Here is a 15,567-nt window from a genome sequence, read left to right as displayed (position 1 = left end):
CGACAGAGCCGACAACCCGAATGCCAGGCCGAGGCTGGCGAGCGACGCGCGGCGGAACAATAAGGACATACGATTAACTCCAATGGGGGATAGCTAGAGCGGGATGGCTTCAAGACCAGCCAGATTGTGGCGGAATTTGGCGCGGTCGACAGGGCGAGCGCGGCGTTGACATCGATTGAGCCCCCTCTTATCTGTCCAACGACTTTGCGTCCAGAACCGTTTTCCGGGCGCTACTTGCGTGTGTCCGCGTTTCACGTGGATTTGATGGGGCCGGCCGGCACCCGTCGCAACGACTTGGAATGCTATCGAAAGGGCCATTGAATGGTCAGTTTTGGCGGTCTCGCCCGTAAGGTTTTCGGCTCCTCCAACGATCGTCGGGTCAAATCGACCCGGCCGCGCGTTGAAGCGATAAACGCCATGGAAAACGAGATGCGGGCGCTCTCCGACGCCGAGCTGACGGCCCGCACGGAAAAATTCCGCCAGGACGTCGCCAACGGCGCCTCCCTCGATGATCTGCTGGTGCCGGCCTTCGCCACCGTGCGCGAGGCGGCGCGTCGCGTGCTCGGGATGCGCCCGTTCGACGTGCAGCTGATCGGCGGCATGGTGCTGCACAATGGCGGCATCGCCGAGATGCGCACCGGCGAGGGCAAGACGCTCGTCGCCACACTGCCCGTCTATCTCAACGCGCTCGCCGGCAAAGGCGTCCATGTCGTCACCGTCAACGACTATCTTGCCACGCGCGACTCCGAATGGATGGGCCGTGTCTACAAATTCCTCGGCCTTACCGTCGGCGTCATCGTCCATGGCTTGTCCGACGAGGAACGCAGCGCCGCCTACGCCGCCGACGTCACCTACGCCACCAACAACGAGCTCGGCTTCGACTATCTGCGCGACAACATGAAATTCGAGCGCGCCCAGATGGTGCAGCGCGGCCATAGCTACGCGATCGTCGACGAGGTCGATTCCATCCTGGTCGACGAGGCGCGCACGCCGCTGATCATTTCCGGTCCGCTCGAGGACCGTTCGGAGATGTACAACACCATCGATGCCTTCATGCTGAAGCTCGAGCCGGCCGACTACGAGATCGATGAGAAGCAGAAGACCTCGATCTTCACCGAGGAAGGCACCGAGAAGCTCGAAAACCTGCTGCGCGACGCCGACCTGCTCAAGGGCGAGTCGCTCTACGACGTCGAGAACGTCGCCATCGTCCACCACGTCAACAATGCGCTGAAGGCGCACCAGCTGTTCCAGAAGGACAAGGACTATATCGTGCGCAACGGCGAGATCGTCATCATCGACGAATTCACCGGCCGCATGATGCCCGGCCGCCGCTATTCGGAAGGCCTGCACCAGGCGCTCGAGGCCAAGGAGCACGTGGCGATCCAGCCCGAGAACCAGACGCTCGCCTCCGTCACCTTCCAGAACTATTTCCGCCTCTACAAGAAGCTCGCCGGCATGACCGGCACGGCGCTGACCGAGGCCGAGGAATTCGGCAACATCTATGGCCTCGAAGTCACCGAGATCCCGACCAACCTGCCGGTCGTCCGCATTGACGAGGACGACGAGGTCTACCGGACGGTCGAGGAGAAGTACAAGGCGATCGTCAAGGAGATCAGGGAGGCGAGCGCCAAGGGCCAGCCGACACTGGTCGGCACGACCTCCATCGAAAAATCCGAGCAACTGGCCGAGCGCCTGCGCAAGGAAGGCTTCAAAGATTTCGAGGTGCTGAACGCCCGCCATCACGAGCGCGAAGCCGCGATCGTCGCCCAGGCCGGCAAACCCGGCGTCATCACCATTGCCACCAACATGGCCGGCCGCGGCACCGACATCCAGCTCGGCGGCAATGCTGACATGCGCATCGCCGAGGAGCTTGGCGACATGCCTGAAGGTCCCGAGCGCGAAGCCAAGGAAAAGGAAATCCGCGAGGACGTGCAGCGGCTGAAGGAAAAGGCGCTGGCCGCCGGCGGCCTCTACGTGCTCGCCACCGAACGCCATGAATCGCGCCGCATCGACAACCAGTTGCGCGGCCGCTCAGGCCGCCAGGGCGATCCCGGCCGGTCGAAGTTCTTCCTGTCGCTGCAGGACGATCTGATGCGCATCTTCGGCTCCGAGCGCATGGACGGCATGCTGCAGAAGCTCGGCCTCAAGGAAGACGAGGCGATCATCCACCCCTGGATCAACAAGGCGCTGGAAAAGGCGCAGAAGAAGGTCGAGGCGCGCAACTTCGACATCCGCAAGAACCTGCTGAAGTATGATGACGTCTCCAACGACCAGCGCAAGGTGGTGTTCGAGCAGCGCCTCGAGCTGATGGACGGTGAAGGCCTGTCCGAGACCATCGCCGAGATGCGCGAGGGCGTCATCGACGAGATCGTCGCCAAGGCTATTCCCGAAAACGCCTATGCCGAGCAGTGGAACGTCGCCGGCCTCAAGGCTGAGGTCGCCGAATTCCTCAATCTCGACCTGCCGATCGAGGACTGGGTCAAGGAAGAGGGCATTGCCGAAGACGACATCCGCGAACGCATCGCCCAGGCCGCCGAGACTGCCGCGAAAGAGCGCGCCGAGCGTTTCGGCCCCGACGTGATGACCTATGTCGAGCGCTCCGTGGTGCTGCAGACGCTCGATCATCTGTGGCGCGAGCACATCGTCAACCTCGATCATCTGCGCTCGGTCGTCGGCTTCCGCGGCTATGCCCAGCGCGACCCGCTGCAGGAATACAAGGGCGAGGCGTTCGAGCTGTTCCAGGCAATGCTGGGCAATCTGCGCCAGGCCGTGACCGCACAGCTGATGCGCGTCGAGCTGGTCCGCCAGGCGGCCGAAGCGCCACCGCCCGAGGCGCCCGACATGTTCGGCAGCCATATCGACGGCACCACCGGCGAGGACGATTTTAACGGCGGCGAGACCGGGCTTCTGGTTCGCCAGGAGACCCACGCCATCGTCGCCCCCGAAAACCGCGACCCGAACAACCCCGCCACCTGGGGCAAGGTCGGCCGCAACGAGGCCTGCCCGTGTGGGTCGGGGAAGAAGTACAAGCATTGCCACGGGGCGTTTGCGTAAGCCGCAGCTTTCCTTCTTCCCGTTCACGGGGAGAAGGTGCCCGAAGGGCGGATGAGGGGCGGCGCGGACGCCCGCGCTTAGCCAATCTCCCCAGCTGAGGGGGCGCTGTCCCGCCGGCACCGGAAGTACCTATTACGAATTTGTTGTATCTCGACCGTCAGATTCCATCAGCTGGCCTGTCGTTTCGTCGCGCTCTGCCGCGAACGGCGAATATGAAGCAGCGCTCTGGCGCCGCCCCTCATCCGCCCCCGTGAACGGGGAGAAGGAGCGCCCCGCCTCCTCACCCAACCGTTTCTTAATGTGTTTTCGCTAGACGCATACGCTGAAAAGAGGCGGAAAACGGAGAGTAGTGGGTGCGCTTTTCCGCGGCGACGACAGCCGGGCGGTTCCTGCCGCAGCGCCTTGCGCTGCGCGTAAAGCCGCTGCTTGGCCGCGTCGATGCCGTGCTGTTCACCGCCGACGAGCGCGGCGAGGCCGGCCGCATGTCGCTCATCGCCTTTTCCATCCGCATCGTCAGCGCCGTCATCGCCTTCGTCAGCCAGGTGCTGATGGCGCGCTGGATGGGCTCGTTCGAATACGGCATTTTCGTCCTCGTCTGGGTGACGATGGTCATCCTCGGCAACCTCGCCTGCCTCGGCTTCCACACCTCGGTCATCCGCTTCATTCCCGAATATCGCGAGCGCAACATGCTGGCCGAATTGCGCGGCATCGTGCTGACCAGCCGCCTGTTCGTGCTGGTTGCCTCGACCGCGATCGCCGGCCTCGGCGCGCTCGGCGTCTGGCTGCTCTCGCCCTTTATCGAGAACTACTATGTCGTGCCGTTCATTCTCGGCCTCATCTGCATGCCGATGATCGCGATGTCCGATCTGCTGCAGGGACTGGCGCGGGCCAACTCATGGGCGCTTTTTGCGCTGGCGCCGACCTATCTAGTGCGGCCGGTGCTGATCCTGGCGCTCATGGCGCTGATGCTTCTGGCGGGCTTTGCGCCTGACGCCAGGACCGCGATCTTCGCCTCGATTGCCGCCGCCTACGCCACCACGCTCGGTCAACTCATCGGCGTCACGGCGCGGATGGACAGGAATATCCCGGCCGGGCCGAGGAAGGTGCATTTCGCGCAGTGGTTCCTCGTGTCGCTGCCGATCTTCCTGGTCGAAGGCTTCTTCTTCCTGCTCACCAATGCCGACGTGCTGATGGTCGGCGCCTATATGAGCCCCAACGACGTCGCCGTCTATTTCGCCACGGTCAAAACGCTGGCGCTGGTGCATTTCGTCTACTTCGCGGTCAAGGCTGGCGTCGCCCAGCGCTATGCGCAATTCACCCATGGCGAGCCGGAAAAGCTCGCCGCCTTCGCCCGCGAAACGGTGTCTTGGACCTTCTGGCCGTCGCTGTTGATGGCGCTGATGGTGCTGGTGCTTGGTGAGCCGATGCTGAGCTTGTTCGGGCCTGAATTCAGCGCCGGCTATCCGCTGCTGTTCCTGCTGGTCTTCGGCGTCGTCGCCCGCGCCGCCGTCGGCCCCTGCGAAAGCCTGCTCACCATGAGCGGCAACCAGAACATCTGCGCCGCCGTCTACGCCATGACGCTGGCCTTCAACATCGGCCTCAATTTGGTGCTGATCCCGCTTTTCGGCCTGTGGGGCGCGGCAATGGCCACCGCCTTCGCGATGATCTTCGAGGCCGGCGCGCTGTCCTTCACGGTCTGGCGCAAGCTCGGCATCGTCATGGCCATTTTCGTAGCCGCCGAAGGAGCCGCGTGATGGCCGCTGTCCCGTTGCTCGAGGAAACCAGCGGCGGCCCGGCTGGCGCCATGGTGATCGGCCTCGCAGGGCTCGCCCGCGAAGCCGATCCCGCCCATATCGAACTCTTGGCCAACGATCGGCCCGAGCGCAAACTGGCCATTTACCCGGCCTCCGCCGGCTTCGATCTGGTCGAGGAGCTCGACTATCTCTGCACCCGCACGATCGAGCCCAACGTCTTCTTCAACCCGCGCTTCCTGGCGCCCGCCATGCCGAGGCTGGAAGACCGCGAGGTGCGGCTGGCGGTCATCCGCGACGGCGACGAATACCGCAACCGGCTGCGCTTGCTGGTGCCGTTCTCGGTGGAGCGGCCGGCGGTGCCGCTCGGCGTGCGGGTCATGCGCACATGGTCGAGCCCGTTCGGCCCGATCGGCACGCCGCTGGTCGACCGTGACGATCCCGTCGGCGTCGTCGAGGATTTCTTCTCGATGCTGTCGCGGCCGCATCTCAAGCTGCCGAAAGTCTTTGTCCTGCCCGACATCCGGCTCGACGGCCCGGTGGCCAGCAGGCTGGCCACAGTCGCCGAGACGCGTGGCCTGACGCTGGTCACCACCGGCAAGGCCGAACGCCCGATGCTCGAAAGCGAGATCGACGGCGATGAGTATCTGAAGGCCTCGCTGCGCGCCCATCATTATCGCGAGTTCCGCCGCCTGAAGCGCCGCCTCGCCGATCTGGGCCAGCTGGAGCATCTCGTGGCGCGCGGACCCGACGAGATCCGCCATGCCATCGAACGTTTCCTGACGCTCGAGGCTGCCGGCTGGAAGGGCCGCGAGCGCACCGCCATGGCCATCGACCGCTACCGTGCCGCCTTTGCCCGCGAAGCCGTGCACCGGCTGGCCGAACAGGATCTGTGCCGCATCCATTCGCTGACCCTCGACGGCCGCACCATCGCTTGCCTGGTCGTCTTCGTCGAGGCCGGCGTCGCCTACACCTGGAAGACGGCGTATGACGAGACGCTCGCCGCCTATTCGCCGGGCACGCTCCTGATGATCGAGGTGACCAGGCAGCATCTCGACGATCCCAACATCATGATGACCGATTCCTGCGCCGTGCCCGACCATCCTGTCATGAGCCGGCTATGGATGGAGCGCCGGCCGATCGGCACTCTGGTCATCGGCCTGACGCCGGACGCCGACCGCCTCACCCGCCAGGCGGCGTCGCAGCTTCACCTCTACCGCGAAACCCGCAACATGGCGCGCATCCTGCGCAACCGGATGAAGAGCTTGCTGGGGCGGCGGTAGGACCAATCGATATTCATCGACGGAGCGTGGTTCGCCCGCCTACATCGCGTCTGCCGGCGCAAAGAAGCAGTTTTCGTGTTCCTCGGTTGGATGCAGGCAGATGTGAAAGTTGTCGTCGCCAGACGGAATTACACTGTTATAGGGAACAAAATATCGATTTGGATGAGTGATCATCCGATGGTCGCCTGGCCGCAAAATGATCACGTAGCCATCGGGCTGCGGTGTAACAGCTAAACTGGGAATCTTGCCGCACTCTCCTGTCACCGGATTGCCATGACAGCAGGCCGGTGGATAGGTCCAGCCTCTATCGGTACTGTGCGCAAACGCAGAAACATTCCCAAGTGCCGCAGCCGTGGAGATCACGCCTGCCCAGCCCACCTTGAAACGTCGTTTTCCGACCGCGTGCACCGAACGGCTCCAAACACCAACGGTATAATTGCAGCAACCATACAACATTCGTGATTGCTAATATATCGAAGCGACCGCTTTCCGATGCCCTTCTTCGAGAGGCATGGCCAATGCTGCTTTCCGCTGCGGCCAACGGAGGCCAGCGAAATAACGCTGAATACGAAGCTGGTCCGGTTTTCTGGTCGTTTGGTCTCTCCCGACCAGGAGCCTGCCGAGGGCCTAGCTCATGAGGGTTAATTCTCCCAACCAGCGGAAAGGATTAGCATCGGCGATAATCTGGGCCGCGCAACCAGCATCATTGCCGCCTCGGTCTGCCGGCCAACAAAAAACTGGGAGGAATGCATGACGAAAACAACTCACTTCAGGCGTCGCAGTGTTCTCGCTTTGATCGGCCTTGTTGGCGGCTGTCTGACCGCGGCCGCAGCTCAGGCCGCCGAGCCTGACAAGGCCGAGATCGATGCCCTGAAAGAATCGCTAACCAAGTACGAAGACTACAAGGCCGCCATCCGCGACCTCTATCTGTCGACGGTCGGATGCGTTTATTACAGCGGCGAAAAAGTGGCTGGGGCTATGGATTACCCTAAGGGCGCGATGGGCATTCATTTCGTCAACGTCGGGAGCGTCAGTCCGACACCAGATCCGACGCGCCCCAATGTCCTTATCTATGAGCCGGTCGACGGCGGCTTGCGCCTGGTGGCCGTGGAATGGCTTGTACCGTTGACGCCTGACACCAAGGAGCCGCCGAAACTCTTTGGACAGACGTTCCAGGGGCCGATGGAAGGGCACTATCCGCTCATTCCGGCGGAGTTCCATCATTACGATCTTCACGCCTGGCTGTTCAAGGACAACCCGCTCGGAATGTTCAGTCCGACGAATCCCGACGTGAAATGCGAAAATTACGCGTTTCCGATGCCGGAGCAGCCGACCAAGATGGTGCCGGGGCCGATGTAAAAGCGACCTGAGCTACGGGGGTCCGACGGTGTCGGGAAAGGCCTGGGTCGGTCCGGACCAGGCGGCATCCACTCAACGGTCTAGACCATGCATCACAGGTACTTTCTCAAGGGAAAACCCGTACACTCATGCGACAGAGCAAGTGACCGGCTACGGCGAGCCAGCTTAGTGACCCGAGAAAAGGCCGCACAGTGGCTTGCGGCATTTGGCCAGTGTGGAAGCCGGCAGATACCGTTGCGCTTGGTGGTGGCTGTTTCTGAGGCTAGGAGGGGGCGGTCCCGATTTGCGGCATGGGAGGGCCACCCCTTCAGAGTTCCCTAGCCGATAAAGCGCAGCAGAGTTTTCTCCTTTCCTGCATGGACAGCAAATGGCGCTATCAGCCAGGACCTTATTGGCGGCGCCGCGTTTGGCGGTCCGTGCAGGCCGACAGGTCTAGAGCCTTCCAGGTTGAAAGCCGGAATGAGGGACTTTACATCGGCCACATCTTAGAGGATGCTGAAATACGCCATTAGCATCTGTGGGACCCTTCGACTTCTGCGCATCGTAGATCGCCTGAAAGCAACTTGTTTTCACGCGAAAGGGATAATTATGGGCGCCACTCTACTTTTGAGCGTCTGAACAAGCCGGTAACCGGACACCGCCGGCAGCTTGGCCACAACTATCGCCGTGAGGCATGGCACGCCGTCCGCCATATCCGTCGTCATCGCCGCGCTGGTCGCAGTCGCCGTGAGCACGCTCACCCAGAAGAGAACGGGAAACTCAGGACTAAACCAGGAGAGGAAAATGGGACGCACCGCAACAGAGACGTGGACACTATAAGGGAGGGAAAGGCCATGAAACGTGCAACAGGGCTAGTCGTCGCCCTAACAATGTCGACGATTCATCACTCCTACGCCCAAGACGCCTTCAACGACGGTCGGTACTGCCAACAGAACCCGGGGGCATGTCGCGCTCCTCCCCCATCATCAGGCGGCGCCAATGTTTATATCCCCTCCGTACCGAGCGGCGGGGGGGGTGGCGGCGGGCTGGACGCCGGTGAGGCAGCCCTCATCGGTGTAGGAATTGGCCTATTGGGTCAAGTAATCCAACAGGCAACTAAGAACCCACAACCGCGCCAGCCATCGCAGTCCACGCAGGGCAAATGGCGCCCGACCATGCCTCACACGCGGCCGACGACTTACGCGCCAATCCAGCCGTCAGCCGAGGAACTCAGACTCCGGCAGCTCGACGCTTTCCGCCGACAACAAGTCAAACAACAGATTGAAACCGAGAACGCCGCGAAGCTGGCGGCCGACAGCACGACATGGGGTAAGTTCAAGCAGAACGTCGGTTGGACGGATGATGACACGCGGGAAGTGCAGAAGGGCGTCGCCAAAGGGATGGCCAACAACGCCGCCAAGCGCACTTTAGGTGCTTGGATCAACGACACGTTCGGAAGCGGCACCGCCGAGACGCAGGAATTATCAGATAAGGCGGCCGACGTCATGCTGAACCTCAAGCAAGGTATCTGGGGCGCCCGTGAGCGTGTGGGCAACGTGGGAGACGCTGTCAAGAAAGATTTCCAGAAGTGGCTGGACGACGGGGTCATCAACCCGATGAAGGACATCTAGGTGAAGTAAAGTAACCCAGAAGAGGGGCGCGTTGTCACACGCGACCATAGAAGGGAGTGCATAAATGAAAAAGACTCTTTCTGCACTTGTAGGACTGGTTGCGCTTGCTGGTTGTTCAACTACCAGCGGCGGCACGGACGCCGCCTCCATCACCAGCACAATCAAGGGCTACCGCAGTTGTACCGTGAAGACCATGGCGCAGAACCTAAGCAGCCCCGAACGCGTTGACGTCGGGGCAACCGTTGACGACGCTTGCGGCGATTACATGGACAAGTTCGGCGCGGAACTCAAGAAGGCCGGCGTCAAGCCCGCACAGGTGACTTTGTACCAAGGCCAGCTACGTACAACGATCATGAAATACTCGACCGCCGCTATCACGGCAATCATGTACGAAGAATATCAGAAACAACAGAACGCAAACAAGAAACCGTCATAGGAGAGGCGACGCTACCACGCGCCGAAGCCAGCTGATGGCGTTGTCGTGACCGACAAATGACCGGACAGTGCCCCTTCACGCCTGACGGGTGCGCCTATACCGGCGACGCGTGCCAACTATGCGACAGCCTTGTGTCCATGTGCATCAGACTAACGGGCCAGGTGCGGTGGGTCGTTGGTAGCTGGGCGGAGCACCTTCATGTGTACGGTCTCAACGCCCGGCGGCGCCGGCTCACATAGAGTCTAGACCGTATATCTCAGGAAGCATCGCAAGGGTTCCTTGATTTTCCTGAGCGAAACGCGTTGGGAGGGGCCAGTCCGAATTTGCAGCAAGATCCGTCTACCAATCTTATCGCGATCATAGGGCAGCAATTCTCACCGCTACCCCTCCTCATCTTGAGCCCGTGTCCTCCTGACTGGGAAGGGAACTATGTTGCTTTCTGCCAAAATCCAGAGCGGCAACGATTGCCCGCCGCACATCTTCATGACCGTCAAATTGTTGAGGGGTGCACTCCTTGACAGCCTCCTCCAGCCGCAACGTCAGACGGGATGCTTCTTCGTGCAATGCATCCAGAGTGACGTATTGGAGAAGAGTGTCACCATCATTTCCATGTAGCGATTTCAACTTCCCTGTCCCTGCTTCATAGTGAAGGAAATCGATACCGCCGGCCAACTTCTCACCGTTGAAGTAGCAATGTGCAATTACGTTGCGTAGCTGCTGATGACGCCGCACCCGGTTAAAGATGTCATTGTAGTCTAGTCCCTGGTACCCTACGCCAGTTTCAGTGAGATTGATCTTCTGACCAATGTGTAGGGCTTTCTGAAACAGCAAGGCACCCCAATCATTGAGGCCAAAGACAGCTCTAAAGAGTTCGTCGATTTGAACTTCAAGTCTGGCGAAGTCCTGGAGAAATCTCCCCACATATCTCCAAGCCTTTTCCTCATCATCATCGTTGACCATCGCACACCCCTGCTGCAGCCGGAAATGAGCTTATCGCCCCAAAACGGGGTAGAGTCTATTTAGCTGTCAAACTGGAGAAGCACATTGTACGGCCTTCCAATTAGCGCACATACCTGGTCGCGGCTCACCGAATGCAACGAAAAGCTCGCAAATGCGGGATTATCGCCACGTGGCGTTTTCGCGCCTGCTAGTGGCCCCGGTTATGAGCGCGGCGGAAGACGAGCGCTACTTTATGTCGGCAAGAGTGCCGGTCCACTTGGCACGAAGGTCGGTTCAGGCTCGGATCAAACATCCAATATCGCAGCTTCAACGAGGTGGATGATTGAGCGCCATAACAAGTCTGCCTTTTGGCAGTTTGCTGAGCTGTTCGATCGCTCACGTCATTCTCTTGCATGGACAAACGTTTGCAAAATGGACCAGGGCGATGGCTCCCGCCCCCCTTCACTCACATTTTGGGGCACGGTGGCCGCCGCGCACGTTCAGGCGCTCAAGGAAGAAATCATTGTCTTCAAGCCACGCGTAACTCTCTTTGTCACGTCTGAGTTCGCCAGGGGCTCCATCCAGGCGCTGCTCGAGGGACTTGGTTATCGTTTGCTACCGAGCGGTGCCGGCGGCGAATGGACCAAACTTTGGAGTGACGGCGGGCATGGCTATGCAGTGGTCACCCGCCATCCCCAAGGTTGGTCGACGGCTGATCGCGCTGGCACGGTGAAGCTCGTAAAGGAACTTCTCGGCGGCGAATTTTAAGGCAGCACCGACCGTTTCATGATTTGCCACAGCAAACGGACAGGGAGGGGCCGGTCCCCATTTGCGGCACGGGAGGGGTATTCGTCGTCCGTCCAACGCATTGGCATGGCCACCCCCTTCCCTGTGACTGATGCGCTCCCCAATCCTATTCCGCGATTTTACCGAAGGCGAATCTATCCAGGGCGATCGCGCTTGAGACTAAGCGCGACCAATCGGACAATTTTGATGCCGCCTGCAAGTCTGAGGGCTGATCATGCCTTCGCCCAGGCGGGCGATGGCACAGGCTGGGACGCGGCCCCCGCAGGGGCGGCAACGAAGCATTCTAAGGTGGATTTTCGGGTGGATGGACATCCATAAAGTTCTTGTATCATACTGGAATTAAACCGTTTTCAGCATGAAATTGGTGCCCCTAGCCGGGATCGAACCAGCACTCCTTGCGGAACTCGATTTTGAGTCGAGCGCGTCTACCAATTCCGCCATAGGGGCTCAGGCCGGGCGGCCTGGATGGGCGCGGACTATACGGTCGGAGGCCTGTTCGTCAACTGGCCAATTCCCGGCATGCGGCCTTCGCTCGACCACAGCCTTTCGATTTCGTGAAGCTGCGGCCATTGTGCGGCGCGAAAAATCTTTCTAGACAGGCGGCGCATTAAAGCGCGTCGCGTCTGGAGAGATTCATGTGGCGCGCTTTTGGTCTTTGTTTTTATGCATTGTTACCCCAAAACCGCTGAGCATTTTGGGCGACGTGCATTAGGAGTGCCAATGCTTCGCGGACTTTACGACTGGACCTTGTCGCTGGCGGCAAAGAAATCCGCCGAATGGTGGCTGGCCTTCATTGCTTTCGTCGAAAGCTCGGTGTTCCTGGTGCCGGCCGACGTGCTGTACCTGCCAATGGCGCTGTCGCGGCCCGATCGCGCCTATCGCTACGCGCTGATCGCCACCCTGGCATCCGTTCTGGGCGGCATCGCCGGCTGGTACATCGGCCACTATGCCTACGACACGGTGGCGCGGCCGATCCTCGAATTCTACGGCAAGTATGACGACTTCGAGGCGCTGCGCGTCTCGTCGGGCATCGGCTTCATCATCCTGATGCTGATCACCTCCGGCCTCGCCCATCTGCCGCCGATCAAGGTGGTGACGATCCTGTCCGGCGTGATCGGCGTCAATCTCCTGCTGTTCATCGTGCTGGCGATCGTGGCGCGCGGCGCCCGCTTCCTTTTTCTCGCCTGGCTGCTGCGCCGCTATGGCGAACCGATCCGCGAATTCATCGAAAAGCGCCTTGGCCTGATCGCGGGCGCTGCCGCCGCTGCCCTGATTTCGCTCTATATCGTCGTCAAATACGCTTTCTAGAGCAGGGATGTTCAAATCCTTTGCTCTGAGCGAGAACGGACGATAGATCGATGACAGCGACCGTGAATGCCGACATTGGACGCCAGCGCATGCGGACGGCGTTGTTCCTCGCCGTCGCCATGGCCGCCACCGTCGGCTCGGCGCTGGCCTTCCAGTATCTGGGTGGCTACATCCCGTGCAAGCTCTGCCTGGAGCAACGCACCCCCTACTACATCGGCGTGCCGCTGATGCTGCTTGCGGCGCTAGCGTCGACACTCCGCGCCCCGGCATGGGTTACCCGTAGCCTGCTGGCCGTCGGCGGCCTGCTGATGGTCTACGGCGTCTATCTCGGCGTCTATCACTCCGGCGTCGAATGGGCGTGGTGGCCGGGACCGACCGATTGTGCGGCGGCTGCCGGACCGGTGGACACCGGCGGCAAGGGCGTGCTCGACGCGCTCGACAAATTCGTGCCGCCCTCCTGCGACAAGGCGGCACTGCGCATTCTCGGCCTGTCGCTGGCCGGCTGGAACGCCATCGCCAGCCTTGTCCTGGCGGTCATAGCGTTCCGCGGCGCCTTTGCCCGCGACTGAGCTGCCGCAACACAGAGTTCGCGCAAAAATTCGTCAGGCCGGAACGCATGAGGTGGATTTCGAGAACCGGAGCGGAGCGTACTTAAGTACGTGAGCACCGGAAGCGCAGAAAGCCGCGTCAGGCGGCCGGCATGGCGGATTTGTGCCGAAGTCTATGGTTCCAGTTCGACATCCCAGTACAGATAATCCATCCAGCTTTCATGCAGATGGTTGGGCGGGAACAGGCGGCCATTGTTGTGCAGATCATGCACCGTCGGCTGAAACGGCTTCTGCAGCGGCCACATCTTGGCATGCGCCGGCATCATGCCGCCCTTCCTCAGATTGCAGGGTGAGCAGGCGGCGACGACGTTCTCCCACGTCGTCGCGCCGCCGCGATGGCGGGGAATGACGTGGTCGAAGGTCAGATCCTCCGGCGTGCCGCAATACTGGCACTGGAAACGGTCGCGCAGGAACACGTTGAAGCGGGTGAAGGCCGGATGCCGCGATGGCTTCACATAGGCCTTCAGGCTGACGACGCTCGGCAGCTTCATCGAGAAGGTCGGCGACGACACGGCGTGCTCGTATTCGGCGACGATATTCACCCGCTCGAGGAACACCGCCTTGATGGCATCCTGCCACGACCAGAGCGACAGGGGGTAATAGCTGAGCGGACGGTAATCCGCGTTCAGCACCAGCGCTGGAAGCCCATCCGGAGACACGGCAACCGTCACGTCATTGACCTCCTTGGCTCTACAACCGGTCGGCGCGGATACTGTAAGCCCGACATGACAGGGATGTGAAGCGGCTTGTCGATCAAACGAAGTGCCAAAACTGGATGATTTTCATGCTTTTTTGCGGATTTAGGCAGGGGGTGCAGCGTCCCTGCCCTTCAATTCGCGATAATAGGCCCAAAAAAGCCGCGATGCGACACCTCGCCACGGGCTCCATGATTCGGCGAGCTGGATCAGTCTTTTCTCGGGCGGACGCGGCTCGATGCCGAGCGCGTGACCGACCGCGCTCTGCAAGGCAACGTCGCGTGCCGGGAAGACATCGGGGTGGCCGGCGGCAAACAAAAGATAGACCTCCGCCGTCCACGGGCCGATGCCCGACACTTTGGTCATGGCTGTGATCGCCTCCGCGGCATCGAGCAAGCAGAGATGATCGAGGTCGAGGCCATCGACCACCGCCTGGGCCACGGCGATCAGGCCGCGCTGCTTTGGCCGCGACAGTCCGGCCTCGCGAAAAATGGCTTCGTCCGCGGCAAGGATCGCTTGTGGCGTCAGCGGATCGACGAGTTTTGTCAGCCGCCCGAAGATAGCGTCGGCGCTGGCACGGGAAACCTGCTGCGAGACGATGATCGAGGCAAGGCTTCTGAACCCCGGCTCGGAGAGCCGAAGCGGCACCTCGCCGGCCATGCCGCGCACCCTTTCGAGGCGCGGGTCGAGCAGACAAAGCGCGTCGAGCCCTTGTGAGATGTCGTCGAGCGTAGCGATGCGTTGCATGCTTGCTTGTTCCCAGCGCAAAATGGCAATTCGTAATCAGGCTCAAAGTAGCAACTGGCGAAAGCGCCGCACAACCCGATTGCCGCCCAAGGATGACACTCCTGACCTTCCGCTTCGCGCCGAGCCCGAATGGCGAACTGCATCTCGGCCATGCCTATTCGGCGCTGCTCAATCAGAAATTGGCGAGGCCAACGGGCGGACGCCTGTTGCTGCGCATCGAGGATATCGACACGACGCGCTGCACGCCGGAATTCGAGGCTGGCATTTTTCGCGATCTCAAATGGCTCGGGCTTGGCTGGGAAGAACCGGTGCGCCGTCAGTCCGAGCATTTCGCGGACTATCAGGCGGTGCTCGATCGGCTGATTCGCGAAGAGCTCGTCTACCCCGCCTTCATGAGCCGTGGTGATATCAGAGCCTTCATTGCCGATAGCGAAAAGCGTGGTCGCGATTGGCCGCGGGACCCGGACGGCGTGCCGCTCTATCCCGCCATCGACAAGGCATTGCCGACCAGGGAACGCAAGCGACGGATCGCCGAGAATGCGCCTTTCGCCTGGCGGCTGGACGTTGGCGCTGCGATGGCGCGCGTCGGCACGGATCTGTCATGGCTGGAATTTTCGGATGAGAGGCTTTCCGCAACACGCGCGGTAGACGCCCGGCCGCAGGACTGGGGCGACGTGATCGTGGCGCGCCGTGAAATCCCGACAAGCTATCATCTCGCCGTCGTCGTCGACGACGCGCTGCAAGGCATCAGCCATGTGGTGCGCGGGCAAGACCTCTATTTCGCCACCGGCGTGCAGCGCCTGCTCCAGGAGGTTCTCGGCCTGCCGCAACCAAGCTACTTCCACCATCGCCTCGTCCTCGGCCCGGACGGACGAAAGCTGTCGAAGAGTTTTGCGGATACCGGCCTTGCCGCCTTGCGCGAGGCCGGCACATCTCCGGCCGATGTCAGGCGGCTGATTGGGATGTAGAT

14 protein-coding genes and 1 tRNA gene are annotated in these 15,567 nt (G+C 61.2%); 10 read left to right on the top strand and 5 right to left on the bottom strand.

Going from position 1 to position 15,567, the window contains the following annotated elements; translation table 11 throughout:
• The first annotated feature begins 321 nt into the window (after positions 1-321).
• From secA to EOC94_RS03380, 3 genes are all read left to right on the top strand, one after another.
• A complete protein-coding gene (secA, locus tag EOC94_RS03390; RefSeq protein ID WP_127288575.1) occupies positions 322-3,054 on the top strand; it encodes a preprotein translocase subunit SecA in 2,733 nt (910 codons plus the stop codon).
• A 353-nt stretch (positions 3,055-3,407) separates the two neighbouring features.
• Positions 3,408-4,808, top strand: a complete 1,401-nt coding sequence (locus EOC94_RS03385) for a lipopolysaccharide biosynthesis protein (protein ID WP_127288574.1) — start codon at positions 3,408-3,410, stop codon at positions 4,806-4,808.
• Positions 4,808-6,088: a GNAT family N-acetyltransferase gene (locus EOC94_RS03380; RefSeq protein WP_127288573.1), complete on the top strand. Its 1,281-nt coding sequence runs from the start codon at positions 4,808-4,810 to the stop codon at positions 6,086-6,088. Before EOC94_RS03385 ends, EOC94_RS03380 begins: the two co-directional genes overlap by 1 nt.
• Before the next feature lie 39 nt (positions 6,089-6,127).
• Here the strand turns inward: EOC94_RS03380 and EOC94_RS03375 are convergent, their stop codons facing one another.
• Positions 6,128-6,496, bottom strand: a complete 369-nt coding sequence (locus tag EOC94_RS03375) for a hypothetical protein (protein WP_245465476.1) — start codon at positions 6,494-6,496, stop codon at positions 6,128-6,130.
• Positions 6,497-6,838: 342 nt separating this feature from the next.
• Here EOC94_RS03375 and EOC94_RS03370 point away from each other — a divergent pair, with 342 nt between their 5' ends.
• The 3 genes from EOC94_RS03370 to EOC94_RS03360 all read left to right on the top strand — a co-directional run bounded on the left by EOC94_RS03370 (position 6,839) and on the right by EOC94_RS03360 (position 9,493).
• The gene (locus tag EOC94_RS03370) at positions 6,839-7,447 is read left to right on the top strand and encodes a hypothetical protein (protein ID WP_127288572.1); all 609 of its coding nucleotides are present in this window, start codon (positions 6,839-6,841) and stop codon (positions 7,445-7,447) included.
• A gap of 833 nt (positions 7,448-8,280) precedes the next feature.
• Positions 8,281-9,057 (top strand): hypothetical protein, encoded by a 777-nt coding sequence (locus tag EOC94_RS03365; protein WP_127288571.1) that lies wholly within the window; start codon positions 8,281-8,283, stop codon positions 9,055-9,057.
• A gap of 64 nt (positions 9,058-9,121) precedes the next feature.
• Positions 9,122-9,493 (top strand): lipoprotein, encoded by a 372-nt coding sequence (locus EOC94_RS03360; protein WP_127288570.1) that lies wholly within the window; start codon positions 9,122-9,124, stop codon positions 9,491-9,493.
• A gap of 390 nt (positions 9,494-9,883) precedes the next feature.
• On the opposite strand, the gene EOC94_RS03355 is transcribed toward EOC94_RS03360, so the two are convergent.
• Positions 9,884-10,453: a hypothetical protein gene (locus EOC94_RS03355; RefSeq protein WP_127288569.1), complete on the bottom strand. Its 570-nt coding sequence runs from the start codon at positions 10,451-10,453 to the stop codon at positions 9,884-9,886.
• 84 nt (positions 10,454-10,537) lie between these two features.
• On the opposite strand from EOC94_RS03355, the gene EOC94_RS03350 reads away from it, so the two are divergent.
• Positions 10,538-11,200, top strand: coding sequence for a hypothetical protein (locus EOC94_RS03350; protein ID WP_127288568.1), 663 nt, complete (start codon positions 10,538-10,540; stop codon positions 11,198-11,200).
• A gap of 401 nt (positions 11,201-11,601) precedes the next feature.
• On the opposite strand, the gene EOC94_RS03345 is transcribed toward EOC94_RS03350, so the two are convergent.
• Positions 11,602-11,686 (bottom strand) — tRNA-Leu (locus tag EOC94_RS03345).
• Positions 11,687-11,959: 273 nt separating this feature from the next.
• Between EOC94_RS03345 and EOC94_RS03340 the strand changes: the two genes are divergently transcribed.
• Positions 11,960-12,547: a YqaA family protein gene (locus EOC94_RS03340; RefSeq protein WP_095485998.1), complete on the top strand. Its 588-nt coding sequence runs from the start codon at positions 11,960-11,962 to the stop codon at positions 12,545-12,547.
• A gap of 50 nt (positions 12,548-12,597) precedes the next feature.
• Positions 12,598-13,116: a disulfide bond formation protein B gene (locus EOC94_RS03335; RefSeq protein ID WP_127288567.1), complete on the top strand. Its 519-nt coding sequence runs from the start codon at positions 12,598-12,600 to the stop codon at positions 13,114-13,116.
• 152 nt (positions 13,117-13,268) lie between these two features.
• On the opposite strand, the gene EOC94_RS03330 is transcribed toward EOC94_RS03335, so the two are convergent.
• The gene (locus tag EOC94_RS03330) at positions 13,269-13,826 is read right to left on the bottom strand and encodes an HNH endonuclease (protein ID WP_095485996.1); all 558 of its coding nucleotides are present in this window, start codon (positions 13,824-13,826) and stop codon (positions 13,269-13,271) included.
• 129 nt (positions 13,827-13,955) lie between these two features.
• Positions 13,956-14,597 carry a DNA-3-methyladenine glycosylase gene (locus EOC94_RS03325; protein WP_127288566.1) on the bottom strand — a complete coding sequence of 214 codons (642 nt, stop codon included), beginning with the start codon at positions 14,595-14,597 and terminating at the stop codon, positions 13,956-13,958.
• Positions 14,598-14,689: 92 nt separating this feature from the next.
• On the opposite strand from EOC94_RS03325, the gene gluQRS reads away from it, so the two are divergent.
• Positions 14,690-15,565, top strand: coding sequence for a tRNA glutamyl-Q(34) synthetase GluQRS (gene gluQRS, locus EOC94_RS03320; protein ID WP_127288565.1), 876 nt, complete (start codon positions 14,690-14,692; stop codon positions 15,563-15,565).
• Positions 15,566-15,567 lie beyond the last annotated feature (2 nt).

It is taken from the genome of Mesorhizobium sp. M6A.T.Ce.TU.016.01.1.1, assembly GCF_003997065.1.
Lineage (GTDB): Bacteria > Pseudomonadota > Alphaproteobacteria > Rhizobiales > Rhizobiaceae > Mesorhizobium > Mesorhizobium mediterraneum.
This window is presented reverse-complemented; position numbering and strand designations above follow the sequence as displayed.